The organism is Desulfovibrio biadhensis, assembly GCF_055388615.1.
The window spans coordinates 3,895,947-3,919,079 of record NZ_AP042477.1 but is presented as its reverse complement, the minus strand read 5'-3'; the positions used below and the strand labels follow the sequence as shown (position 1 = coordinate 3,919,079).

18 protein-coding genes are annotated in these 23,133 nt (G+C 53.1%); 7 read left to right on the top strand and 11 right to left on the bottom strand.

Features of this window, described 5'->3' with window-relative positions:
* Positions 1 to 60: 60 nt before the first annotated feature.
* From ACZ5EH_RS16980 to ACZ5EH_RS16950, 7 genes are all read right to left on the bottom strand, one after another.
* Positions 61 to 252 carry a hypothetical protein gene (locus tag ACZ5EH_RS16980; RefSeq protein WP_464275064.1) on the bottom strand — a complete coding sequence of 64 codons (192 nt, stop codon included), beginning with the start codon at positions 250 to 252 and terminating at the stop codon, positions 61 to 63.
* Positions 253 to 371: 119 nt separating this feature from the next.
* Positions 372 to 1,019: a potassium channel family protein gene (locus ACZ5EH_RS16975; protein ID WP_464275063.1), complete on the bottom strand. Its 648-nt coding sequence runs from the start codon at positions 1,017 to 1,019 to the stop codon at positions 372 to 374.
* Positions 1,020 to 1,092: 73 nt separating this feature from the next.
* Complete coding sequence (locus ACZ5EH_RS16970; protein ID WP_464275062.1) at positions 1,093 to 2,472, bottom strand: TrkH family potassium uptake protein; 1,380 nt, start codon at positions 2,470 to 2,472, stop codon at positions 1,093 to 1,095.
* 174 nt (positions 2,473 to 2,646) lie between these two features.
* A complete protein-coding gene (gene glnD / locus ACZ5EH_RS16965) occupies positions 2,647 to 5,406 on the bottom strand; it encodes a [protein-PII] uridylyltransferase (RefSeq protein ID WP_464275061.1) in 2,760 nt (919 codons plus the stop codon).
* 96 nt (positions 5,407 to 5,502) lie between these two features.
* Positions 5,503 to 5,841, bottom strand: coding sequence for a P-II family nitrogen regulator (locus ACZ5EH_RS16960; RefSeq protein ID WP_464275060.1), 339 nt, complete (start codon positions 5,839 to 5,841; stop codon positions 5,503 to 5,505).
* A 145-nt stretch (positions 5,842 to 5,986) separates the two neighbouring features.
* Entirely contained in the window at positions 5,987 to 7,201 is a 1,215-nt protein-coding gene (locus tag ACZ5EH_RS16955; RefSeq protein ID WP_464275059.1) for an ammonium transporter, read from the bottom strand.
* Positions 7,202 to 7,483: 282 nt separating this feature from the next.
* The gene (locus tag ACZ5EH_RS16950) at positions 7,484 to 8,455 is read right to left on the bottom strand and encodes an AMIN domain-containing protein (RefSeq protein WP_464275058.1); all 972 of its coding nucleotides are present in this window, start codon (positions 8,453 to 8,455) and stop codon (positions 7,484 to 7,486) included.
* A gap of 224 nt (positions 8,456 to 8,679) precedes the next feature.
* Here ACZ5EH_RS16950 and ACZ5EH_RS16945 point away from each other — a divergent pair, with 224 nt between their 5' ends.
* The 5 genes from ACZ5EH_RS16945 to ACZ5EH_RS16925 all read left to right on the top strand — a co-directional run bounded on the left by ACZ5EH_RS16945 (position 8,680) and on the right by ACZ5EH_RS16925 (position 12,914).
* Complete coding sequence (locus tag ACZ5EH_RS16945; RefSeq protein WP_464275057.1) at positions 8,680 to 9,375, top strand: PHP domain-containing protein; 696 nt, start codon at positions 8,680 to 8,682, stop codon at positions 9,373 to 9,375.
* Between the two features lie 16 nt (positions 9,376 to 9,391).
* Complete coding sequence (locus tag ACZ5EH_RS16940) at positions 9,392 to 9,967, top strand: class I SAM-dependent methyltransferase (RefSeq protein ID WP_464275056.1); 576 nt, start codon at positions 9,392 to 9,394, stop codon at positions 9,965 to 9,967.
* Between the two features lie 299 nt (positions 9,968 to 10,266).
* Positions 10,267 to 11,202 carry a permease gene (locus ACZ5EH_RS16935; protein ID WP_464275055.1) on the top strand — a complete coding sequence of 312 codons (936 nt, stop codon included), beginning with the start codon at positions 10,267 to 10,269 and terminating at the stop codon, positions 11,200 to 11,202.
* Positions 11,202 to 12,017 carry a TIGR03943 family putative permease subunit gene (locus ACZ5EH_RS16930; protein WP_464275054.1) on the top strand — a complete coding sequence of 272 codons (816 nt, stop codon included), beginning with the start codon at positions 11,202 to 11,204 and terminating at the stop codon, positions 12,015 to 12,017. The genes ACZ5EH_RS16935 and ACZ5EH_RS16930 overlap by 1 nt, the downstream gene beginning before the upstream one ends.
* Positions 12,018 to 12,038: 21 nt before the next feature.
* On the top strand, positions 12,039 to 12,914 hold the full coding sequence (locus tag ACZ5EH_RS16925) for a YitT family protein (RefSeq protein ID WP_464275053.1): 876 nt from the start codon (positions 12,039 to 12,041) through the stop codon (positions 12,912 to 12,914).
* Positions 12,915 to 13,016: 102 nt separating this feature from the next.
* On the opposite strand, the gene ACZ5EH_RS16920 is transcribed toward ACZ5EH_RS16925, so the two are convergent.
* On the bottom strand, positions 13,017 to 13,871 hold the full coding sequence (locus ACZ5EH_RS16920) for a CheR family methyltransferase (protein WP_464275052.1): 855 nt from the start codon (positions 13,869 to 13,871) through the stop codon (positions 13,017 to 13,019).
* Positions 13,872 to 14,172: 301 nt separating this feature from the next.
* Here ACZ5EH_RS16920 and ACZ5EH_RS16915 point away from each other — a divergent pair, with 301 nt between their 5' ends.
* Together ACZ5EH_RS16915 and ACZ5EH_RS16910 are read left to right on the top strand one after the other, a co-directional pair.
* Entirely contained in the window at positions 14,173 to 16,389 is a 2,217-nt protein-coding gene (locus ACZ5EH_RS16915; RefSeq protein WP_464275051.1) for an AsmA family protein, read from the top strand.
* A gap of 344 nt (positions 16,390 to 16,733) precedes the next feature.
* Positions 16,734 to 17,660: a COG1470 family protein gene (locus ACZ5EH_RS16910; protein WP_464275050.1), complete on the top strand. Its 927-nt coding sequence runs from the start codon at positions 16,734 to 16,736 to the stop codon at positions 17,658 to 17,660.
* A gap of 116 nt (positions 17,661 to 17,776) precedes the next feature.
* Here the strand turns inward: ACZ5EH_RS16910 and ACZ5EH_RS16905 are convergent, their stop codons facing one another.
* The 3 genes from ACZ5EH_RS16905 to priA form a co-directional block, all read right to left on the bottom strand.
* Positions 17,777 to 19,258 carry an alpha,alpha-trehalose-phosphate synthase (UDP-forming) gene (locus ACZ5EH_RS16905; RefSeq protein ID WP_464275049.1) on the bottom strand — a complete coding sequence of 494 codons (1,482 nt, stop codon included), beginning with the start codon at positions 19,256 to 19,258 and terminating at the stop codon, positions 17,777 to 17,779.
* 825 nt (positions 19,259 to 20,083) lie between these two features.
* Complete coding sequence (locus ACZ5EH_RS16900) at positions 20,084 to 20,323, bottom strand: hypothetical protein (protein ID WP_464275048.1); 240 nt, start codon at positions 20,321 to 20,323, stop codon at positions 20,084 to 20,086.
* 397 nt (positions 20,324 to 20,720) lie between these two features.
* Entirely contained in the window at positions 20,721 to 23,114 is a 2,394-nt protein-coding gene (priA, locus tag ACZ5EH_RS16895; protein WP_464275047.1) for a replication restart helicase PriA, read from the bottom strand.
* Positions 23,115 to 23,133 lie beyond the last annotated feature (19 nt).

Sequence of the window (23,133 nt, the reverse complement as noted above, 5' to 3'; positions counted from 1 at the left end):
ATTGCCATGTCGGCAAAATGCGCCAAGAGCATCTATGACAAAAGGGAAGCAGGTGGAAGATCAGGCAGCAGACTGAGCAGGCGATACCTGCACCATGTGCAGGCGATAGTCGGGATGAAGGCGCATGTTCTGCTGCATGTAATCCAGAACCTGCTTTATTGCTTCTGTTTCATCAGAGGCGCTAACTTCCATGTGTCCGTTAGTCTGCCCCTCGGAAATGTAATAGAGAACCGTGACGAGGTATTTATTCATATGAAATTTGCTACCTTTTACAATTTCACTTTCTTGTATCGAAGCCGGACGAGATGTGCAAGGGGTACACCCGAAAGCGTGACAATCGTCACACGCATGCCCCCCGCCTGCAAAGAACGCTACAGCTCGCCCATGCTTTTTTCCTGACCAATCACAACAACAACGTCTCCTTTGCGCAGCACCGTATCAGCCCTGGGCACAAAGCTGAACCCATTCTCCCCGGTACGTTTCACAGCAACAATTTGCACATCGTGCTTCTTTGGCAAATCCAGCTCCATCAGGGGGTGATCCGCCCATTTGTCCACTGTGAGCTCTTGAAGCACTATGCCGCCTCCCAGAGAAAAATAATTCAACAACCCAGGGACGGCAATACGGTGGGCAAGTTGATTTGCCACATAGCGCTCCGGAAAGACCACGTAATCCGCGCCCAGCCGGTAAAGAATTTTTTCGTGATCCTCACTCAGCGCTTTTACCCACACCTGGGGCACGGCCAATTCCTTCAGATTCAGGGTAATCAATACACTGGCCTCAAGAGAATCGCCAATGCTTACCACAACATGGGGCAGGTCTCCAAAACCAAGCTGCTTCAGTGCGCCTTTGTCACGGCCATCGGCCACGTAGACTTGAGAAAGAATCTCTTGAGCACGTTTTACATTGCTGTCTGAGATGTCCACGCCAATGACGCTGTCGCCCAGCTCCACCAGGGTTTTGGCCATGCCGAAGCCAAATTTGCCAAGCCCGATGACGCCGATTTCCTTTTTAGCCATGCTCTACTCCGTAAGCAAAATACAGCCATTCGTGAAGCCCCGGTCCTGTCACCACGCTTCACGACGCTGGTATCTACCCGATCATCAAACTCTCTTCCGGCCAGGAAAACCGCGGGCGCACCTGCCAGCTCTGCAATACGGACAGGAAAAGAATTGGCCCCAGCCGGCCGGTAAACATCAATACCATGAGCACGCATTTGCTCACATCATTCAGGTGCGGCGTTATCCCTGTAGAAAGACCTACGGTGCCGAATGCGGAAACAACCTCAAAAAGCGTATCAAAAAATTCCTTGCGCTGCAGAGCCTGGCGCGTGCCCTCGCTCTCACTGATGATCATTACCAGCGTTGCCACAATCACCAGCCCGATGGCCGAGATGGTCAATGTCAGCGCCTTATTCACAGTATCCTTATCCAGGGCGCGGGAGCCTATGACGGTCTGGTCGCGCCCTTTTACCTGGGAAAGCACAAAAGCCGCCACAGTACGAAAACTGGTCGTTTTGACACCACCGGCGCAAGACCCTGGTGAACCGCCGATAAACATCAACAGCATCATCAAAAACAGCGAAACATTGGACATGGCGCCAATATCCAGAGTGTTGAAGCCGGCGGTGCGACACGTCACGGATTGGAAAAGCGCCGCAAGCCCTCCACCGAACAAGGAATGCGGGGCGCCCGGTTCCAAGCCTTGCAGCCAAAGGGGCAGCTCGATAATCAAAATGACGCCCGCTCCCAAAAGGGTCAGAAAAATACTGGTGCGCAAGACTATGCGGCTGTGATAACTCAACTTGCGTTTGCTCATCCTGCTGAGAAATCCAAAGTGCTGAAGAATGACAATGGAAGTTTCGTTGAGCACTGAAAATCCTAATCCCCCCAGAGTGATGAGCACAATGAATACCAGGTTTACACCAAAAGACTGTTGCCAGGCGCTCAGGCTGTCCCCATAGGTGGAGAATCCCGCATTGCAAAAGGCCGAAATAGAGTGGAATACGGCTGAAAAAAAGCCAAAACCATCAGGATCCTGAACAAACAGGGCCAAGGCGCCAAAGGCCTCTATGCCAAGAGCCACACAGACCATGAACAACAAAAAGCGCCCCAGATCAAATGCCGGGTCGTGCAGCAAGCTCTGCCCAACGAGTAAACGGTCTGTAAGGGAAACGCGCTTGCGCCAGAGATACAAGGCCAGGCTGGAATATGTCATTACCCCGAGCCCGCCCAACTGGATGAGCATGAGAATTACGCTCTGCCCCGTCAAACTGAAATGACTGCCTGTATCCACCACAATGAGACCGGTGACGCAGACCGCAGACGTGGCGGTGAATGCCGCATCGATCCAGCTGAGGCCGTCGCCTGCAAGGCTGAAATCCTGGCGCAACAATACTGTCCCAACCATTATGGCAAGAAGAAAACCGAAAATTGGAAGATTCAGAGGAGAAAAGACTGAACTTTTGACCATGAGCATTTATCGTGTGGCGCGACAAATCCTGTAAAACAGCTACCGTCGCCACCTGCGCAACGCCTCCTACAGGGGATATTGGTTTGCGCCCACTTTGCCGGGTTTCTGCCGCAAAGATGAGCACACCAGCCCAATTACCCCTATTCCAGACACGGGACAAGCACGGAAACAGCGTTATGGCATTCTTGTCAGCTTATGCAGCAGCGCCTGGCGCATTTCGTGGATCTGCCCCTGGTCTTCAAGCTTCTGCCCGTCGGCATCGCGCACGTAAAAGTAGTCTGCCACCTGGTCCTTGTGTGTGGCGACCTTGGCCATCTGCACATCAATTTGCAGGTGTTGCAAGGTATGGGCGATCTCATACAACAATCCAGGGCGATCCCAGGCCAGCACTTCGACAACAGTGTGGAAATCCGTGCTTTCGTTGTCCACATTGACGGTCACGGCGCCTGGCCCATTGTGCCCATCAGCCAGCATGGAGCTACGTTTCCGGTCCAATCTGTAATCCAGAGACAATTTGCCCGTCATGGCGAACTTCAGCGCCCCCTTGATCTTTGCCCAAATTTCTTCGGCATACAACGGGTCAGGCGGGGGCGTTACATTGAACAATGCGATCACAGAACCGTCGCTCCAAACGAACACGTCGGAAGAAAAAATATTCAGCCCGTGCAGGGACAAGACCCCTGCAATGGATGCAAACAAACCAGGCTGATTCCGTGCGGCCAGGGTCAGCGTCCAGACGCTTTCCGCTTCCAGAGGCCGGGCTTCCAAGACCACCAGTCCACGCCCGGCCCGTTTCTCGCCCAGGCGTTTGACTTCGTCAGCCAGCTGTTTTTCCAGCTTGTGCACCAACTGAATGTGGGAAACGACCGCTTCGGCCTGGACACGCATGGTGTAATGCGGTGGCAACTGCTCCAGCCAGTACTCCACTTTTTCGGGGGGCAACGTCGGATCGTCCAATTCTTTTGCCACCCGGCGCACATCGTCGCGGGTCTTGAGGATAACACGTACCGAACGCGGCCCCACAAGCTGCCCTTCCTGCAGCATGTGCAAAACCTTGTCATACAGTTCCGCCAGCAAGCGACTGGTCCAGTCGTTCCAGGCTTTGGGGCCTGTTGCCAGAGCATCCGCGCAGGAAAGCAGATACAGCATTTTGAGCCGCTCCGGGCTGCCAACGTCATTGGCGCAGCGCATGACAATGGCTTCATCACCCAAATCAGAACGTGTGGCGGTAAGAGACAGCAGCAAGTGTTTGCGCACAAGAAAAGCAACGGTGTCCACAACATTACTTTCCATGCCTCTGGCCCTGAGTACATCCTGGACCATGGCAGCGCCTGCGCTCTCGTGATCGCCGCCGCTCTTTCCCAAATCATGGAATAGCGCGGCCAACAACAAGGGGCGCTTGTCTTTCAGGCTCGAATACAATGCAGCCAGGTGGCCGAGCCGCAAGCCGCCTCCCTTTTTGCCCCCCTTTTTTTCCAGCTGTTCAAGGCACTGCACCGTCTTTATGGTGTGCCACCCTACTGGATAGGTGTGGAAGGAGTCGAACTGCACAAAATCGCGTACCTTGCCGAACTGGGGCAAGAACACGTCAAGAAAATCTGTTTCCATCATCTGCTCCAATGCACGTGAGGCATTGCCGGAGCAAAGAATTTCCACAAACAGCTCCCATGCGGGGCCAGAAATATCCTTCTCCAAGGTGCTTGTTGCTGCAGAAATGGTTGCGACACTTGTCTGAACCTTGCGTCTGCTTGTCCAGCTCAAGGACGCGTCATGGATTGCACACTGTTTGAAAAGCTTGAGCAATTCCTGTGGCGTTGCATCGGCGATATCTTCGCGCTCCCATTCCAATCCCTGTTCGCGCAAAAGCACACCCGGTGCAACGCTGACAGGCTCCGGCTCGGCCCCTTTACGTAATAGAGGCAGAGCTTCCCAATGCCATATGCCGCGGTTCGCGGCCTTGATAGCGGACATGGAGCGATGCAACCGCCCCAGAAAGGTTTCCACGCCCAGGGCTTTACCAAGCTGCCCTTCGCCCCCAAACCCCAATGCTTCGGCCACACCGGGCTGTAGATCGATATACAGGGTTTCGTTCTTGCGCCCCGTCAAGCGATGCAATTGATTGCGGGTGGCAAAGAGCAACCCCAAATCCTGCTTAAAGGTGGCAAAAGAATTCGCCTCAGGAAAAAACGGATGCAACTGCTCCACATCCCCCGGCAGATACCCCGTTTGCCGTTCGAGAAATCGCGCAAGCCAGAGCATGCCGTGATAGTCCCGCAGACCGCCCAAACCGTCCTTGAGCTGTGGCTCCAGCATGGCGTCAGCATCACCAAAACGTTGCCGCCTGGCCTCGTGCTGCTCTTCCAGCCAGCGCAAAAAGCCTTTTCGCTTACGGACAAAAAGTTTTTGTTCCAGGCGTTTGCGGAGTTCCTGGCAGACCGTCTCGTCTCCGGCAATGAACCGCAGGTCAAGCAAGGAAGCAAAGACCTGATAATCACTGCCGCCAAGGTCGAGACAATCCTTAATGGTGCGGAAACCATGACCAAGGTCATACCCTTGATCCCACAACGCGAGGAAAAGGGGCTGCGCAAGATCCAGTGCTTCAGGAGGAATGTTGTTGCGGCAAATGACCAGAAGGTCGACGTCGGAATGCAGGCAAAGTTCTTTGCGGGCGTACCCGCCTACCGCCACAATGGCAAAAGGCTCAGAAATACGTTTGCCGGCGTCATTATCAAGCCCCACTTCCTTGAGACGCTGGCGGAAAAACGTATCAAGCAATGCGGCATGCGCCTGTTCAAAACCGGCGCCAACCTCATGGACCCCCACGGACTGTCCTTCTGCGGGGGTGAGGTATTCGTCGATCAGTGTCGCGCGCCCTTGAGCGAGCTGCTGCGCTGCCGAATGGTCGTAAGTTTCGGGGGTGTGCTCCTGGGTCACATCTGCGCTTCCAGGCTTACATGGCACAACGGGCCCATGACAGTGAATAGAAAAAGCCTGCCGCCGCGAAACACGACGGCAGGCGTTGCTAGCTAACTAGATGGCTTCCGGTCCGGTTTCCCCGGTACGGATACGAACGATGTCGTCCACAGGCAGGACAAAAATCTTGCCGTCGCCGATCTGCCCTGTGCGTGCGGCTTTAACAACGGTGTCCACCACCTGCTTGACGAGACCGTCGTCAACAACGACTTCGATCTTGACCTTGGCCACGAAATCAACCTGGTATTCTGCGCCACGGTAGACTTCTTTGTGTCCACGCTGGCGACCGAATCCCTTGACTTCGCTGACGGTCATTCCCTTGATATCCAAGTCGGTAAGCGACTTCTTCACATCATCGATCTTAAAAGGCCGGACAATGATTTCTATCTTCTTCATGGCAAAGATCCTTTTCGCTACGCGTTCGCTGTTTCCCTATTGCGTGTGCCATGCAAAAGGCTGAAAGGCAACGGGTTGTGTAAAAACTTCGCGGACTTTCCGGCATCCGCTGCACCGCGCATGCCGGAAAGCCTTTCCTTGCAGCCTAAAGCTGATACCCGGCCTCGGAATGCTGTGTTACGTCAAGGCCCTGGGCTTCCTGATCCGGCGTTACGCGAATGCCCATTATGATATCCACCACTTTGAAAAGCAAGTAGCTGACTGTAAAGCAATAGCCCCAGGTGGCGATAACAGAGACAAACTGGATCCAAAGCTGCCCGGGATTACCGTAGAACAGACCGTCAGCGCCGGCAGCGTTCACGGCAGTGGTGGCGAACAGGCCCGTAGCAAGAGCGCCCCAGGTACCGCCAATGCCATGGATGCCGACAACGTCCAGGGAGTCGTCATATTTCATCTTGGCCTTGAACAACACGCCGCCATAACACATTGCGCCGGCAATAAGACCGATAACCAGGGAGGACATGGGGGTCACAAATCCAGCAGCCGGGGTGATGGCAACCAGACCGGCAAGCGCGCCGGAAGCAGCGCCCAGGGTGGTGGCATGGCCGGCATGCAATTTTTCCACGATCAACCAGCCAATGCACGCCGCAGCAGTGGCGACGTGGGTGGTCACGAACGCGCTGGCAGCCAGGCCGTCGGCGGCCAGGGCGCTGCCGGCGTTAAAGCCGAACCAACCAAACCAGAGAATGCCCATACCGGTGAGGGTCATAGGCAGGTTATGCGGCATAAAACTCTGATGCCCGTATCCCTTGCGGGGGCCAAGCACCATGGCTGCGGCCAAGGCGGCTGCACCAGAGCTCATGTGCACGACAGCGCCGCCGGCAAAGTCCAGAGCGCCCATGCCGCCCATCCAACCGCCACCCCATACCCAGTGGCACATGGGGCAGTAGACGAAGATCAACCACAGCGTAGAAAAAAGAACAAAACCCGAAAACTTGATGCGTTCTGCAAAGGCGCCGCTGATAAGAGCCGGCGTGATGACTGCGAACATGCACTGAAAAATCATGAAGGCCAGATGCGGCATATTGTCCACAGGACCGTTGGTATCCACACCAACCCCGTTCAGGAACAAATAATCCAGCCCGCCGATCACGCCCCCGAGGTCAGTACCAAAGGAGAGAGAATACCCGACAACAACCCACACTATCGTGGCCAGAGCCAGCATGAAAAAACTGTGCATGACAGTGCCCAGCACGTTTTTGGCCCTGACAAGACCAGCATAAAACAGTGCAAGGCCGGGGGTCATGAACATGACCAGGGCTGCACAAATAAGGATGAAAGCGGTATCCGCGGCGTTCATACGTATCCTCCTTGAAGACGCGCATGCTTGTCGTGGTAGCGCGGTCAACCCCGGCCCCCAATACAAGCTGTTTTACAAAATTGTACAACTAAGACTCACCAATAACTACGATTTTTGGAAATCTCTATCTGAAAGTGGTGCACAAAGAAAGTCTTTTTTTGTCGAAATATTCATTTTTGTATTTGTAACCTTGTGTAGCAAACTACAAAAATGAAATGGCCGCGCGGTCCTAGCGGACGGCGCGGCCATGTTAGCTGCTTTATTATGATGATAAGGCGAAAATCAGGGGGCGCCAGTTATCTTCACTTCCAGCGCCTTTTCGGAAAGTCTTACCACATCAACCTTGACCTTTGTGCCCCCTTCTATATCCGCCACCAGGCGTAATTTGTCCGGATGATTACCAATGCGCACCCCTTTAACCAGGGAATTGGCGGGAACGCCCATGGTGGTGGCGTGCGCCTTGAAAGGACCAAGCAGATCCACAACCACACGCGGGCCCTCCAGTGTGAAGTACTTGTAGTGCTTCAAGGGCAGATCGGTACTAATACGCACGGTCACATTTCCATCACCCGGCGTCATTTTAACGTTGGTCAGCTTGTTTTTCGGCCCTTCAGGAACTTTTGGGGCAGTCTCCTGTTTGGTGGGGGCGGCGGGTGCTTTTGCAACCTCTGGTGCAGGTTCAGGGGCAGGCTTCTCCGCAACAGGGGCAGGCTTCACTACCGGCGCAGGCATATCCGGAACCGGGGCAGATTCTTGCGGCGCCTGCGCAGTGGGAGGAACTTCTGGCTGGGCCTGAGGTAAGGATGGCGCACTATCAGGAGCCTGAGCGCCGCCTGTCATTTGTTGCTGCGTTGTGGTGTCGTGCGCAACACCAGCGTCAACTCCCCCTCCCATGGCCGGAGGAGTTTGCGGCTCCATATCTGGTGCAGTATTTTCGCCAGCAGTGCCCGCTCCGGTCATATCCCCGGATGCAGGCATTTCACCCGTCACCTGATTCGAAGCCGCGCCCCCTGGCACGGTTTCCTCGGCAACCGGAGGTTCTTCGGGGGGTGGTGGCGTTTTCCCGATCTGCGAAAAGATCAAAATCGCCATTGCCGCAAGCAGCACGATCAGAAGCACCATACTGTTGCGCATTTTTTCCTTCGACATCTTCCGACGTGAAGAAGAGCCGGAAGTCCGCCCCATCAAGCTGGACGGATTCGGGGATTCATCGAGATTGAATTTGGGGCGACGTTCTTTTTCGTTGGGTTCCATGCGTACCTGCCTCGCTGTAAGACTGCTTTGTTGTAAACACCGCCTTGCGAGGACGGCTCTCTCGCGGCACTTATTCCGTGCCCCCTCTCATGCGTGAAGGGAAAAGGCAATACCCCAGTCGAAAATCTTTTCTTCTTGGCAAATATGACAACCGGCATGACAACAGGATGCACATGTCTTATACGTATGGTTTGGCAATATCGCAAACACATGCAGGAGAACACATGCGCTTTGACTGTCACACGCATACACGCCTGCATTCAGGCTGCTCCTCTCTGCGGCCGGATGAACTTTGCACCCTTGCACTCGAGCGAGGACTGCATGGCGTGGTCATAACAGAACATCGCTATCAATGGAGCAAAGCTGAGATTGCATCGCTCCGTGATCGCCACCCTGGTCTGGGGATATATTCAGGTGTCGAGCTTTCTTTGCGGGAAGGCTACGACGTGGTCTGCATAGTGGGAGAAATCCCTTTGAACCTGCCGGACTTCCCAGCTTTGATTCAGCTGGAAAACATTTTGGAACGCCACCGCGAAGATATCTTCACCTTTGTGGCGCACCCTTTCCGTTATCGCGATTTCATGACTCCCGAACTCGAAGACATCCTTTCGGTTGTGGAAGGTATAGAAGTCAATTCAGTAAACATTGCCAAGGGCGCTCCTCAAATACATGAGGGGCGCTATGTGGCGGAGAATTGGGAAAATTACGAAACAACCCGCCAAGCCTATGGCATGGTGCCGGTTTTCAATTCGGATACTCACGCCACCTTTTCGGTAGCCACAATCGCCAACGAAATAGATACGGCAACATTACCGGCCAATGAAGCCGAGCTTGCAGCGCTTTTTCGCCAAAAAGACATCCGCGAATGGCAGAATACCGAACAACTCCACGCCTGCCTGGAGCGCTTCATGCCGGTATGACAAGGAGCTTGGAGAAATGGGGCACGAAAATCACCAGACACATATGGTTTGTCCCTGGTGGTTCACATGGACATTCGACAACCGTCTGCGCAAGTTGTTGCACAAGCCTGAAGACCTGCTCGGCCCGTACCTGCAACCGGGTATGACAGCCCTCGATCTGGGGTGCGGTTTCGGCTATTTTTCTCTGGGAATGGCGCGGATGCTACGTCCTGAAGGACGGGTTCTGGCCGTGGACCTGCAACAGCAGATGCTGGCCCAGGTGCGAAAACGCGCAGTGCACGCTGGACTGCTCGCGACCATAGAGCCGCGGCTCTGCGAAGAGCATTCGCTGCGCCTTCAGGATGTGCAGGCCGATTTCGCCCTGGCTTTCTGGATGGCCCACGAAGTCCCTGATCAGCATCGGCTGTTTGCTGAATTGCATGCTGCCCTTAAGCCCGGAGCACGTTTCTTTTTGGCGGAACCAACTCTGGACACCACTGCCAGCTACTTCCAAAAAGAAATACAGCGTATAGAAGCCGCCGGATTCAGGTATCGGCATTGCCCTGAACCGGCCCCTGCTTTCAGCCTTGCCGCGATTTTCACCAGGCTCTAACGGCCGAAAAAAAATGAGGCCGGGTAACGAACCCGGCCCCGGCCCAAAAGAGGAGTATATTGTCCAAAGCGCTGTTGTAGCGCCCTTGATGCAGTAAATAAAAAACCAATATGAACCCGGTATTACCTGCAGATTACCGATCTTTCATTTTTTCCTATCACGCCCCTGTATGTCTGTAATTTCCGTGCAAATTATCCCTTGCGCCCTACGCCAAACACTTGCAGATACGCTGTATACGTGACAATACCCAGCTTGGCTTTAGTGCATGATTAATTCTCAATGACGACAAGGACATCTTCTTGGATTCACTCTGGATTTTTACCACATATACAGTCGCAATCGTTCTCGAGGCTACACCTTTTCTCTTGGCTGGAGCCCTCCTTTCAGCCTTGATGGAGCATTTTCTCAGCCCCGAACGGGTACAGGCCCTTGCGCCCAAAAGTCTGCCGCTGCAGCTCGCACTTGGTGCATGCGCCGGCCTGATCATTCCCACCTGCGAGTGTGGTGTTGTTCCCATTGTCCGCAGGTTGATCGCAAAGGGAGCTCCCCCGTCCGTTGCCATTACCTATATGCTGACCGCGCCAGTCATCAACCCCGTGGTGCTGCTTTCCACTTGGGTGGCGTTCCGCGGTGACGCCAGTGTCGTTCTCTTGCGGGTCATAATGATCCTGGCGCCGGCGTTAGTAATGGGAGCCATGGCATCACGCATTCCAGTTGAAAGGCTGCTGCGCAGCAATTCTTCCACTAAAGGGTGTAGTTGCTGCCACCATGATCATGACCACCACCATGAGCATACGCACGAACACACTCAAAAAACCTCAAAATTTCTGGACATTCTGCGTCATACAGCCTCGGAATACGCAGGCATGGGTGTATATCTCATTGTTGGCGCCATGGCCGCAGCCGCGTTCAAGACCTTTGCGCCGCAGCAACTGCTGACGACACTTTCCGATTCCCCCTTTCTGGCCATTGGCGGCATGATGCTTCTCGCCATAGTACTATCCATCTGTTCCGAAGCGGACGCCTTTGTCGCCACTTCCTTTGCCGGCATGCCAGTCAGTTCGCAACTGGGATTCATGGCCATTGGCCCCATGGTGGATATCAAGCTCATAGCCATGTTCCTGGCGGTTTTTCATCGCCGCTTCACGCTTGCCCTGGTGGTGGTGCCTGTTATCATGGTCTGGATATGCAGTATGGCGGTGGCCCTGAGCGGCCTATACCCGGGAGGTTTCTGATGTCGGGTACTACACGTAAATTGTCTGCTGGTATCGGGGGGCGTCTCGAAGGGCTTGCACTTATGGCAATAGCTGGGTACATCGCCTGGCTCCTGATTACCAACACTTACTGGCAGCTTTTAAATCCTCGCTTCCAGTGGCTGACAGCATCGGCTGGAGCAGGTCTTGCCATCGTAGGCGCAGCACAGCTCTTTTTTTCCCGCTCCGGCACAAGTTTTCCAAGATTGGCCGCCCTGTGCCTGCTTTTGGCCCTTATGGGAGGTACCATTTTTGGAGGAAACTGGTTAGAGGACGCCTCTCCTGCTCCTGCATCAGGCCTGAGCACAGACTTTTCCGCAACCCAGGCGGAAAAATATATTGAAATTGATGGGCATGAGTATACGAGAATCAGCACACCGGAATTGATCCAACTCATCGACCAGAGCCCCGATACGGTGTTGTCCACGGCATGGGGCATGCGCGGCATTGCAGTACGCACTCCGGAGCTGGACGCCATGGGCAGATTCGTACTGCTGCGCCCCTTTATCTGGTGTTGTCTTGCGGATGGAGTGGCTGTGGGTTTCCAGGTTCCCTGGAAGGATGTAACCACGCTTGAAAATGGAGACTGGGTCCAGGTAGCCGGCAAGCTGACGCCTGCTGACAAGCTGCCATCAGTTGGTGACAAGCCCCTGTTGGATGCCCTTTTCACAGCAGTGGACGAGAGTCATGAATTTATACCTGATTCTGCACTTGGTGGTAACGCCGTGGAACATATAGAAACGCCGCGCATGCCGTTTATTTTCAACTTGAACGCAGCCCCTCCCTATAACTGGTGAGGTACTTTTCAGGGCATAGCATTGTTTTCACAGCTTAAAATAAAGAAAAGCGAGTTTACCTACTCGCCACTCTGGAATATTTTTCTGCTCAGCTTCGGTTCAGCCCTTTTTGCCGTCGGCATGAAGGGGATCGCCCTGGAGCATCATTTTATAGCAGGGGGCGTCTTCGGCATGGCGTTGCTCCTGCACTACGCCATGGACTCCATCTCTCCAGGCGTGCTTTATTTCCTGCTGAACATCCCGTTGTTCATCCTTGGTTGGATTTTCGTCAGCAAGCGTTTCTTATACTACAGCCTCTACGCCATGCTGTTCACCTCGATTATATATGAGGTCCTCCCCGTTACCATCCATATTCACGAGCAGGTCTATGCCGCCATTGCCTGTGGCGTCATCATCGGCGCAGGTGGCGGTATCATTCTGCGTTCTCTTGGCTCTGCAGGCGGCCTGGACATCGTAGCCGTGCTGCTGAACCAGCGATACAATCTCGGTGTCGGAAAATTCTACTTCATTTTCAACGCCATGCTGTTCAGCTTCAGCGCTCTGGAACTTTCCAACGACCTGCTTATCGCCTCCCTGCTCATGGTTTTCGTATCATCTGTAGTCGTTGAATACGTTCTGTCCATGTTCAGCCAAAGAAAAATCGTGTTCATCATTTCCGAAACGCCCCAGGCTATTGCAGAAGAAATCATGCACCGCATGCGCCTCGGCGCAACCTTCATCAAGGGGCGCGGCGCTTATTCCGGAAGCGACAAGGACATACTCATGACCGTAATCAACAACATTCAGCTCAAGCGGCTGGAGGAAATGGTCTTTACCAAAGACCCCGCAGCCCTGTTCATTGTTGAAAACACCTTCAATGTCCTTGGCTCGAGCTTTTCGAAGCGTAAGATTTACTAGGGGTGAGTGAGCAAAGCCTGAAACGCCCCCTGCAGCAAAAGATGCATTACTCGCCGCAGAGCGACCTTTCTACGCAAAATGACGGCGCGCAAACGGGTGTGATTAGATACGCTGGTAGACCGTGGGAGCCACCTGCTGCAAGGGCAACTCCATACCCGCCAGGCTCTCGGAATGGCCAATAAACAGGTAACCGCCAATGGCCATATTCTGGCAGAGCTTGTTGAAAAGCTTGTTTTGCGTTGGCTTGTCGAAGTAAATCACGACATTACGACAAAACACTATATGCATTGCTCGCGGCAGGGAAAAGGGCTCCATAAAATTCAGCCGCCTGAATTCTATCATGCCCCTTATTTCTGGGGCCACCCGCACCAGTTTTTTGGCCCTGTCCTTACTCCTCAAAAAATATTTCGATTTCAAAATCTTAGGCACTGGCGCAATCCGTTCCTCTTCATAAATGCCACTCACAGCCTCTTTCAACACTTTGGTAGAAATATCTGTGGCAAGTATCCGGAAATCAAATTCCGGCTCCTTGCTGCGAAACTCGCTGAGCACAATTGCCAGGGTATAGGGCTCCATGCCCGTAGAGCACCCGGCGCTCCAGACACGCAGCGGCTCATGCAGCTTCTTGCTCATATCAGGGAGAATCACCCTGTTCAGTAAATCGAAATGCTGGGGCTCTCTGAAGAACTCTGTGGTATTTGTTGTCACCACGTCGATAAGATTAATGAGTTCTTCCCGCATCCCCTCAGGGCTGAACAGATAGGAAATGTACTTGGTATGGCTTCCCAGACTCAAAATGCGAATCCGCTTTTGCAAGCGCGCCTCGATCATGGTCTTTTTAGAAGGGGGAAGCTTGATGCCAACCTCTTTGTATATGAACTGGCTGAAACGGGCGAAATCCTCTTCGCTCATTTTTTGGTTCACAACAGGTTGGCTGACTTTTTTCTCGACAGGCATTTCATATTCCTGACTCGGTATTGGGTGCTGCATAGTACACACCCCCCAATACTCTGCCAAGGAGCTTATTACCACATCATTATTATTTTTTTATTTTAATGCTGGAATCTTAAAACAAACATATCATGCCTTACCATATTGAAATAAAAAAACCTTGCCCCGCCCCTTGATAATTGGCGAGACAATGCCATCATGGCTGCTCTTTAGAACTTCTCTATTTTTTAACCATCACTCGACAGAAAAGATTGCATGGCGTAAAAAATGAGAAAATCTCTCACTCCTTTCTCCCTATGAGGAAAAAATGAGCAAAAGTAAAAAAATACTGATCATACTTGCAGCCGTCGTAATTCTGGTGATCGGCGGCATTTACATTACCTTACAGACCGTTTTGACCCCCAATGCATTCAAGCCGCAAATCGCAGAAATGATCTACAAAGTAAGCGGTCTGCACGCCACGTTTGAAGGTGACGTCAACATTGGCATGTTCCCTCTTTCATTGCGCTTTGAGAATGTCACCCTCGACAGCGCCCCCATTGAGCCTGCAAATGCAGACGATATGGTCTATTCTGGACCAGACGGCAAACCTTTGCTCCACGTGTCCCTGCTCTCGGTGGAAGCTTCTCTCACTGGTCTGCTCGACAAAGAACTCCAGGCCAAAGCCGTGAAGCTCGACGGCATCAGTTGTGCGCTCATGCGGGATGCGCAAGGGCGATTGAACCTGCCAAAATCTCCGGTTGAAAAAGTGGAAGCCAAGGAAGAACACGTTGAGGTCACGACCGAAAAGGGCGAAAAACTATCATTCTCTTACAGAATCCACTCGCTCTCCATGACCAATGGCTCTCTTGTCTATGAGGACAAGGTGCTTGGCACGCGTTATGAAGTTACGGATGTAGCTTTGGAAGCGGATGACATCACCCCTTCTGGTCCTTTCCCGGTTTCATTTTCCTGCAAGGCCGACGCATCAAAGCCAGAACTGCAAGGGGGGCTTGAACTTTCGGGCAAACTTACCGCAGACCCCATCCGCAGGCTTGTTGCCTTTGACGATTTCACCATGCAGGGGGAGCTTCAAGGCGCTGATCTTCCCTATGACACCACCAGATCCACCCTTTCTGGTTCAGTTTCTCTCGATGGAACAGCCCAGATACTGGCCATGAACAATCTGTCCCTTATCTTATCGGCCGAAGGGGGCGACCTGCCCGCAAAACGGCAAATCGAATTCTCCCTTCCCAAACTGAATGCCAACCTGGCCTCTGGTCAACTTTCGGCCCAGCCTTTGAATATCAAAGGCAATGATTTTGAATCCGTCATCAATATTGACGGCAAGAACATCGCGACCGCACCGGAATTAGACCTCAAGGTGAGTGTTCCCGCATTCTCACCCAAAAAAATCCTGCTCGGCAGCGGGGTGAAAACGCCTGCCCTGGAAGATGAAAACACGTTGAATCAGGCGAGCCTGACTGCGTCCATGCAACTTTCCTCAGAAAAACTAATTCTGGAGAAAAGCGAGCTGCTCCTTGACGCCAGCACCATCTCCATCACGGGGGAGCTCACCCCTGCCACACTGCAGGGAAAGCTGGAAATCGAAGGCGATACCCTGAACATCGACAGGTATCTTCCTGCAAAAGAAAAAAATAAAAAAAACGAGCCCGAAAAGGCAGAAGACAAGCAAGATACGGAAGAGGTCAAAAAAATCGAGCTGCCCGGACAGCTGCAGTCTGCAGATTTGACCACCAAGATCCAGTTTGCGCTACTCCAGGTTGCCGGAGTAAAAATGCGGGAATTGGCCATAGACGCCCGTTTGCACAAGGGACGTTTCTCCGGGACCATGGAAAGCGGCGCGCTTTACGATGGATCGCTCAAAGCCAAATATGGCGCAGAGTTGAAAGAAGGCATACCCTTCTTTGACCTGGACTGCTCAGCCCGTGGCATTCAGCTGCACCCGTTGCTGCAGGACCTCAAAGTAGGAGCGCCCCTGACGGGTACGGCGCGGGTGGATGCCAAAGTAACCACCAAAGGCATGGATGAAAAAGAATACCGCTCGAATTTGAACGGCACGTTCGACGCTCGCGCCGAAAACGGACATATCCTGGGTATATCGCTCTCCCCCGAGGCAATCCAGAATGCCGTTCTTTCCAGTGTTTCTCTTACGTCCACCGGCGGCTCGACCCCTTACCAGCTTCTCAAGGCAGCCGGCACCATCAAGAATGGCGTTGCCAACGTCAGCACCATTGTTGCCCAGGCAAAACCGAACAGCGCCACAGGTTCGGGCACAGTGGACCTTGTAAAAGAAGTAATGAACATCAAACTCAAGGCATCGGTGATGGGGCTGGCGACCTTCCCGGTGACCATCAGCGGCCCCCTGGCCAAACCCGGCTTTGACGTCGATACCGGCAATATTGTGGAGCAAGGCGCAAAGGCCCTCGGCGAAATACTGGAAGCGCCCGGAGAAGCCGGGGAAGCATTAGGGGGCGAAGTTGGCAATACCCTGAATAACCTTCTGGAAGGACTGACAAAATAGGGAACAGATATCACACGCTATACAGCTAAAAATCATTAACTATAGTTAACCTTCTAGCAATATGTGCTCCATGTACCAGGTAGAGAATTCAATCATCCAATTCCTCTTCTACCTTTAACCACCCCACTAGCCTAGCCCCCGTCTTTACTGACGGGGGCTCGCTTTTTTTTGTCGAAAGCACTATCCATATCACCATTTAAAATACTTCTTATGCTGCTTGCAGCGAAGGAAGGCCTTGCGTAAACTGTCCGGCATCTTACAGGGTGGTGCGGCGGAGACCCGCCTTTTTCCAACGTCGCCCCTTTGTCCCAGGCGTCGATGGCAACCTTTCAGGAGTATCCAGCATGAGTTTATTTGCAAATTTTTATATCATATCCGCCCTGCTCATCATCTGCATTGCAGTCTGCTTCTTCCTGCCGGAACTGCTCTACCGCGCAAGCGGCAGAGAACGCTCGTGGCATCCCATCCTTGCATGTCTGCTGCTCATCTGTAGCGTGCTGCTGCTCAGTGGATTGCACGGAAAAGCCATCGACATGGCAATCCCCAACGTCGCAGTCACCGTAAAACCAACGCCTGCTCCTGAGCCAGAACCACAGTCCGAACAAACTACCCAGGATGAGGAACCTCAGGTAGATTTTGCGGTAAGCACCCGCCTTGGCACCATTCCAATAACCGTGGGATTTGAAACCCCCTTGGAACTGTCCGTTGCCAACAATGGCGCCCAGGCGGCTTTTGATTGCGAACTGGTCGTGCTGGATGGCGGGGGGCACAATTTGGCGCCACAAAAAGCCTACGCCTTAGCGCCACAAGTTGTGTCCACCACCCTTGCACCGGGGGACACAGGGATATGTACATGGCGATTCACGCCCAAACAGGCTGGTGAATACGTGCTGCAAGCCGCTGCCGCGGCACACGAGCAAAGCGTTTCGCAGCAAGTCCGGATCAAGGCGGAGAAGAAATTCACTGTGGATGTGGACGATGCTGTGTGGGTCTTTCATTCACGCACGCCTGGCAGCGACCTGAGCCTTGCAAACAAGCTCAAAAACGCCGGATTTCATAATGCGCTTGCAAAAGGCGAATGGAAGACAACATCAGAAGAACAATACATTTTTTATCGCGACAAGGATAAAACAAACCTCGACGAACTCTTTGTGGAAATCGGCATGCCCAGCGTGCAGCCCTACTATTATGATTCGGAGCGGGTCGGTTCCAAGGTAAAGGAATTTTTCGAGCAAAATCCGGACATGGCCTTCCTGGTCATCATCCATTAGACATCTGACACGATCATCACGCAACGAGGGGGAAAGCCCGACCAGACTTTCCCCCTTGTTTTTGCAGCATCGTGCTTCAAGACGCTAATCGTCCTGTCAAAAGTGCATCTGCACGATCACTCCTCAGCGTGCGTTTCGTAGTTCACGCTTTCCATGGTTGGGAAATCCCGCAGGTGGCGCGAAAACGCGGCCATGAGAAATGAATCTACCCACCAGTAAATGTCGTGCTCACGCACAAAGCGCCGTATGCGGCGCAAACGGTTGCGCATTTCTCTTTCGTCCATTTCACAGGCGGCATAAATGGCATCTGCAACGCCTTCAACATCATATGGGTTCACCAGCTCCGCCCCATATCGTTGCAATTGCGCGGCCGCGCCTGCAAACTCACTAAGCAGCAGCACACCGACCTCACGAACCTTGCTCGAGCAGTACTCCTTGGCCACCAGATTCATTCCGTCCTTCAACGGCGTAACCAGGGCAATGTCGGCGGCCCGGTAAAAGGCGACCAGTTCATCGCGGGGGAAACTGGTGTAGTAGTAATGAATGGGAATCCACCCAGGCATGCTGAACTGACCGTTGATCTGCCCTACCAACTGATCGATTTCGTTTTTGAGCTTATCGTATTCCGAGACGTTTTCCCTGCTGGGCACAAGAATTTGCAAAAAGTTGATGCGCCCTATGAGATCCTTGTGCTGCTCCAGTGCGACACGTATGGCTTCAAGCCGCTGTGGGATGCCTTTTGAATAGTCCAACCTATCCACACCGAGAATGATCTTGCGCCCTTTGTAGGTGCGTTTCAGTTCGTGCCGTTTGTCCGCCACTTTTGGCAGGCGAGCGGTTTCCGCAAAAAGGGAATAATCTATGGAGATGGGAATCGCGCCAAGACGAACCTTGTGTTCTCCCACAGAGGCGGTGACTACGCCGCCTCTTCCCGAAACCTTGGCTTCGGGTATCAAGGTTTGCAGGCAACGGACAAAATTCTTGCGATCACGCATGGTCTGAAAGCCCACCAGTTCGTAATCCATCAACGAACGCAAAACCTGATCCCGCCAGGGAAGCTTCAGAAAAATATCCGGGGGTGGAAATGGGATGTGCAAAAAGAAGCCGCATTTCTGCTCTACACCCATTTTCTTGAGATAGTGCGCGACATGGAACAAGTGGTAATCGTGCACCCAGATATAATCACGGGGGCGCAGATTCTCCGCCACCTTTTTTGCAAATATCTGGTTCACTTCTTTGTATGTGCGCCAGTAAACCGGATTGAAATGACACCTGGATTGAAAGTCATGGAAAAGTGGCCAGACCACCTCGTTGGAAAACCCGAAGTAGTAGTTATCCACCTGCTCCTGACTCAAATCCACAGGCACCAGGCTGTAGCCGGCTTTTTTTGAATAAGCAGCGAACTGACCAGAAAGGTCCTCATCCGTATGCGCGCCGGACCACCCAATCCAGATGCCCCCGCGGTTGCGCAGGACCGGAGCAAGGGCGGTTACCAGGCCACCGGCGCCAGGTTTGATGGTCCACCCGTCTTCCTGTTTGGAAAGCCCAACGGGCAAGCGGTTGGAAACCACAATCAAACGCCGGAAATCAGCTTCCATTGTTCATGACTCCTCTATATCTATGTCAGGCTTGCGCCAGACGATTTAAGCCCCCCCATGACATGCAGCCCTGGCAAATGACAAAGGCGCTGCTTCCAAACCTATACGTTATATATAGTCGTAGCAGAATTTTTTCGCAAGGAAGCGGCAGGAATAGAAACAATGAAATACTTTTGGTAACCGGCCCAGGGCAACGAAGGTCACTTTACAGCGAACGTGGGAACACACAAGAACGCCCCTTGAACGCACATGCTCATACACAGGGCAAAGTCACAGCTCATGCCCTGCGGACATGCAGGACCACCATTTACTGCAAAAATGCGAACCAGCAGTCTTTAGGGTTTTAATTCACATGAGGGCATGCCGCCGTGGGACTGGCCCTAGGCGGGGTATAGCGAAGTGGAGACGACGTGATAACAGCTAACAAAATGAAACAAATCAGCGTGGCATGGCGCCGCGGCTCCCCAAACAACAGGAACCGCCGCGGCGTTCAGCTCACGACGTCAGCTTGATGAGCCCCACAAAAACCAGGGCAGCACCAAAGAGGGGCAGTAAGATATCAAAAAACATGGCCTCCTCCTTTGCAGATAGCGAGCCGGATCTTGGGAGGAATTCCCAAAGGCGGCTTCGCAAGGATACCATGATTAAGCAAACCCTGTGCCAAACGCCAACCCAATCTGAAATGGTACTCCCATCACAACACAAAAAATACAGGAAAAGCGATACAACGGAGAAGTCTTCAGCCATAAAAAAACGTCGGCAACCATGCAGACAAATCAAGTCCACGATGGCGCCGACGCAATAATTTAGTCGCCTGCTGCGTAATTAGATTTTTTCGATATGCAGGTAATTGTCCATCATTGCCGTAAGCTTAAATTGTTTACCAGCATGTTCATAAACGTATTCACAATCAGGAAAAAGCTCTACGTCGCGCTCGAAACTCGCACCGAAAAAGACGTCCTTGGCTTCACCGTTGGATTCGAAACGGATGCTCGATCCGTCTTCGAGCATCAAGTATTCGCCATCCCCGAGGTTCATCGGCAGATCACTTTCAGTGTACTCCATAACCATCCTCCTCGCATCGGCGCAAACGCGTCGGAAAAAGTTTAATTCTACAAAATTGACCCTAATTATTATTTTCACAAAAGAAAGCAACTGGCAAGGTCCTTTTTTATCTGAACAGCCAGTTATCTTTTAAACTACTGTGATAAAATAATATAATTTCATTATTTTTTAATCGGGATATTAGTAATAATGAAAAAGAAACATTCAGTTTCCATTTTTGATACGTTTTTCTACAATATTGTATGATAAATCAAAAAAGGTAGGTAGCGTTCAGAACAAGACAGACGTCAATGGGTCAACGCTGCCGATATTTCATGACAATGGGATTTTTTCGGAATTTTGACTGACTGCAAAAGATATAAAACGCCGTATTCCTGAGAGTTGGCTTGCACCAAGCTTACAGCATGTCCACCGGATCCAGATCAAGGGATAGGCGAAGATCACCGCCAGAGGTGTAGGGCTCCAAATTTTTGGCAACCGCGGCAAAAACCTGGCGGATGTTCTGCCAATCTCCCCCCTTCAACAGACAGTGGAAACGCCTGCGCCCCCTGAGCATTTTCAGGGGCGCTGGCGCCGGCCCTAAAACCATTACGCCATGCTCACGCCCAGCCTCTCTCAAGGCCTTTCCCGCCTCTGACAAAGCGCGGGAGCCCGGATCCCAGGTGAAAGGGTAATTCAGTCGAATGAGCGCCAATTTAATGAACGGAGGATATTTGCGCTTTCGCCGCAATTCCAATTCGTTCTTGTAGAACCCCTCGTAATCACACGTGCGCACATATTGCCAGCATGGGTGGGCAACATCACGGGTCTGGATCAGCACCCGGCCGGGGCGTTCGCCTCGCCCTGCACGCCCTGCCACCTGTACCAAAAGCTGAAAAGTACGCTCTGTGGCGCGATAATCGGGCAGATTGAGCCCTAGATCGCCATCCGCAACAATCACCCGGGTGACGCCTGGAAAATGGTGCCCTTTGGATAGCATTTGCGTGCCCACCAGCACCTGGGCCTCCTGGCGCGCAAAAGACTCCAGTATTTCTTCCATGCGTCCAAGCCGGCGGGTGCTGTCCCGATCCAGCCGTAGCACTCCGGTTTCAGGGGGGAGCGTTGCCGCCAGGGTTTCCTCCAGCCTTTCCGTGCCTTCGCCCATGGGCAGATAATTGGCGCCCCCGCAGCCGCTGCAAATAATAGGGAAAGGCCGTGATTCACCGCAATAGTGGCATACAAGCCGTTCCCGCCCTTTGTGATAGGTAAGACCGATTTCACAATTCGGACACTTGGCCACTTGCCCGCAATCCAGGCAATACATCAGAGGCGAGTACCCACGCCGGTTCAGCATGATTATGGCCTGGTCCCCTTGCTCCACGGTTTCGGAGAGCGCTTTGAGGGTCTCAGGCGCCAACAAATGCTCAGTTGGTGACAGCGAACGTATGTCCACCAGGTCGATATCCGGCAAACCGCATTCGCTGATGCGCTGCTTCATGTTCAATGAAGGGGCGTGCCCCTGCTCTGCAGCATAGAAAGTTTTGACGTCCGGCGTGGCAGACCCCAAGAGAAGCAGTCCCTTATGGCGGTGCATCAAAAAATAGGCGACTTCCTTGGCCTGGTAGTTAAGCCGTTCGTCCTGCTTAAAAGAGCTGTCATGCTCCTCGTCAAGAATCACACAGCCAGGCGAACGGGCAGGCAGGAACAATGCAGAGCGGGTGCCCACCACCAGGGAAGCTCCGTTTGACCGGGCCGCCTGTCGGAACAATCGGGCTCGCTCGTTGGGCGGAATGTTGCCATGATAAAAATGCAGGTTGTCGCCCAGTCCAGGAAAACGCAAACGCACAGCGCGCAACAGGTTTTGTGCAAGAGCGATTTCCGGCGCCAGGAGATACACGGAACGCCCCATTTGTAGACAACGACGGGCCAGCTCCAGGTAGACCGCTGTTTTTCCGCTGCCTGTGACGCCAAAAAGCAGACGGGTCTCACCTGCATCGCTTTCCAAAGCCCGCGTAAGCCCTTCAGGTCCATCCAAGGCCTGCAATTGCTCGCTGGTAAAATCAAATTCCCGTCCTGAGGCAGTATCTTCCAGTGCATCCTCTTCCAAAGAGGGTGCTTCTGCTCTGGTCAAACGCACCAGCCCCAGCTCTATGCAACGGTTGAGAGCACCGCGAGCGCTCTCACCTAGATCCGCCAGCAGGGTCTTTCTAGGGGCGCTTCCTCGCTCCCAAAGATATTCAAGCACCGCAATTTGCGCAGTTGCTGCAGGGCGCACAGGCCATGGTGGATCCTTGACCACCACAGCAACTTCCTGGCTCCGGATGGAAGCTTCATCCACCCGCAACAACCCGTCTCTCCAGGATGCGGCCAAATCTGCCAAATCATCTTCCGGGAGCTGCGCGATCTCCTTGGGCTTGAAAGTCCGGGTTCTCCCTTTCAGGGGTGAGGCAAGCCGAACCTGAGCGGAACGCAATGGAAGCGGCAACAGCGCCCCAAGTATCTGGCCAGGTGTTTTCATCTGGCGAAGCGCAAGTTGCTTGATCATGTCCAAATATTCCTGCCCCAACAAGGGAGTGCGCTCCAGGGGCCAAAGAAGAGGCTTCAAGACAACTGGCGCGCCCTTGGCGTCGCAAATCTGTTCGGTGTCGCCATCGCAGGCCTGCAACAACATGACTACCCGCAGAGAATTGGCCACCGGGGCAAGAAAGCGCATACCCGGCTGCAACTCCGTTTCGGAGAAACAGCCGGGCGTAAGATAGCTGAGAGTAGTAAAGGGGGGGCTTAAGAGTGCAGCGCCCCAAATTGTAGACATGAAAGCCTGGTCTGCTCGA

Coding starts and splice junctions, on each gene's coding strand:
- ACZ5EH_RS16975 (WP_464275063.1), bottom strand. CDS start 1,019: ATGGCTAAAAAGGAAATCGGCGTCATCGGGCTTGGCAAATTTGGCTTC.
- ACZ5EH_RS16910 (WP_464275050.1), top strand. CDS start 16,734: ATGAGTTTATTTGCAAATTTTTATATCATATCCGCCCTGCTCATCATC.
- ACZ5EH_RS16930 (WP_464275054.1), top strand. CDS start 11,202: ATGTCGGGTACTACACGTAAATTGTCTGCTGGTATCGGGGGGCGTCTC.
- priA (WP_464275047.1), bottom strand. CDS start 23,114: ATGTCTACAATTTGGGGCGCTGCACTCTTAAGCCCCCCCTTTACTACT.
- ACZ5EH_RS16970 (WP_464275062.1), bottom strand. CDS start 2,472: ATGGTCAAAAGTTCAGTCTTTTCTCCTCTGAATCTTCCAATTTTCGGT.
- ACZ5EH_RS16955 (WP_464275059.1), bottom strand. CDS start 7,201: ATGAACGCCGCGGATACCGCTTTCATCCTTATTTGTGCAGCCCTGGTC.
- ACZ5EH_RS16980 (WP_464275064.1), bottom strand. CDS start 252: ATGAATAAATACCTCGTCACGGTTCTCTATTACATTTCCGAGGGGCAG.
- ACZ5EH_RS16950 (WP_464275058.1), bottom strand. CDS start 8,455: ATGGAACCCAACGAAAAAGAACGTCGCCCCAAATTCAATCTCGATGAA.
- ACZ5EH_RS16915 (WP_464275051.1), top strand. CDS start 14,173: ATGAGCAAAAGTAAAAAAATACTGATCATACTTGCAGCCGTCGTAATT.
- ACZ5EH_RS16920 (WP_464275052.1), bottom strand. CDS start 13,871: ATGCCTGTCGAGAAAAAAGTCAGCCAACCTGTTGTGAACCAAAAAATG.
- ACZ5EH_RS16905 (WP_464275049.1), bottom strand. CDS start 19,258: ATGGAAGCTGATTTCCGGCGTTTGATTGTGGTTTCCAACCGCTTGCCC.
- ACZ5EH_RS16900 (WP_464275048.1), bottom strand. CDS start 20,323: ATGGAGTACACTGAAAGTGATCTGCCGATGAACCTCGGGGATGGCGAA.
- ACZ5EH_RS16945 (WP_464275057.1), top strand. CDS start 8,680: ATGCGCTTTGACTGTCACACGCATACACGCCTGCATTCAGGCTGCTCC.
- ACZ5EH_RS16940 (WP_464275056.1), top strand. CDS start 9,392: ATGGGGCACGAAAATCACCAGACACATATGGTTTGTCCCTGGTGGTTC.
- ACZ5EH_RS16960 (WP_464275060.1), bottom strand. CDS start 5,841: ATGAAGAAGATAGAAATCATTGTCCGGCCTTTTAAGATCGATGATGTG.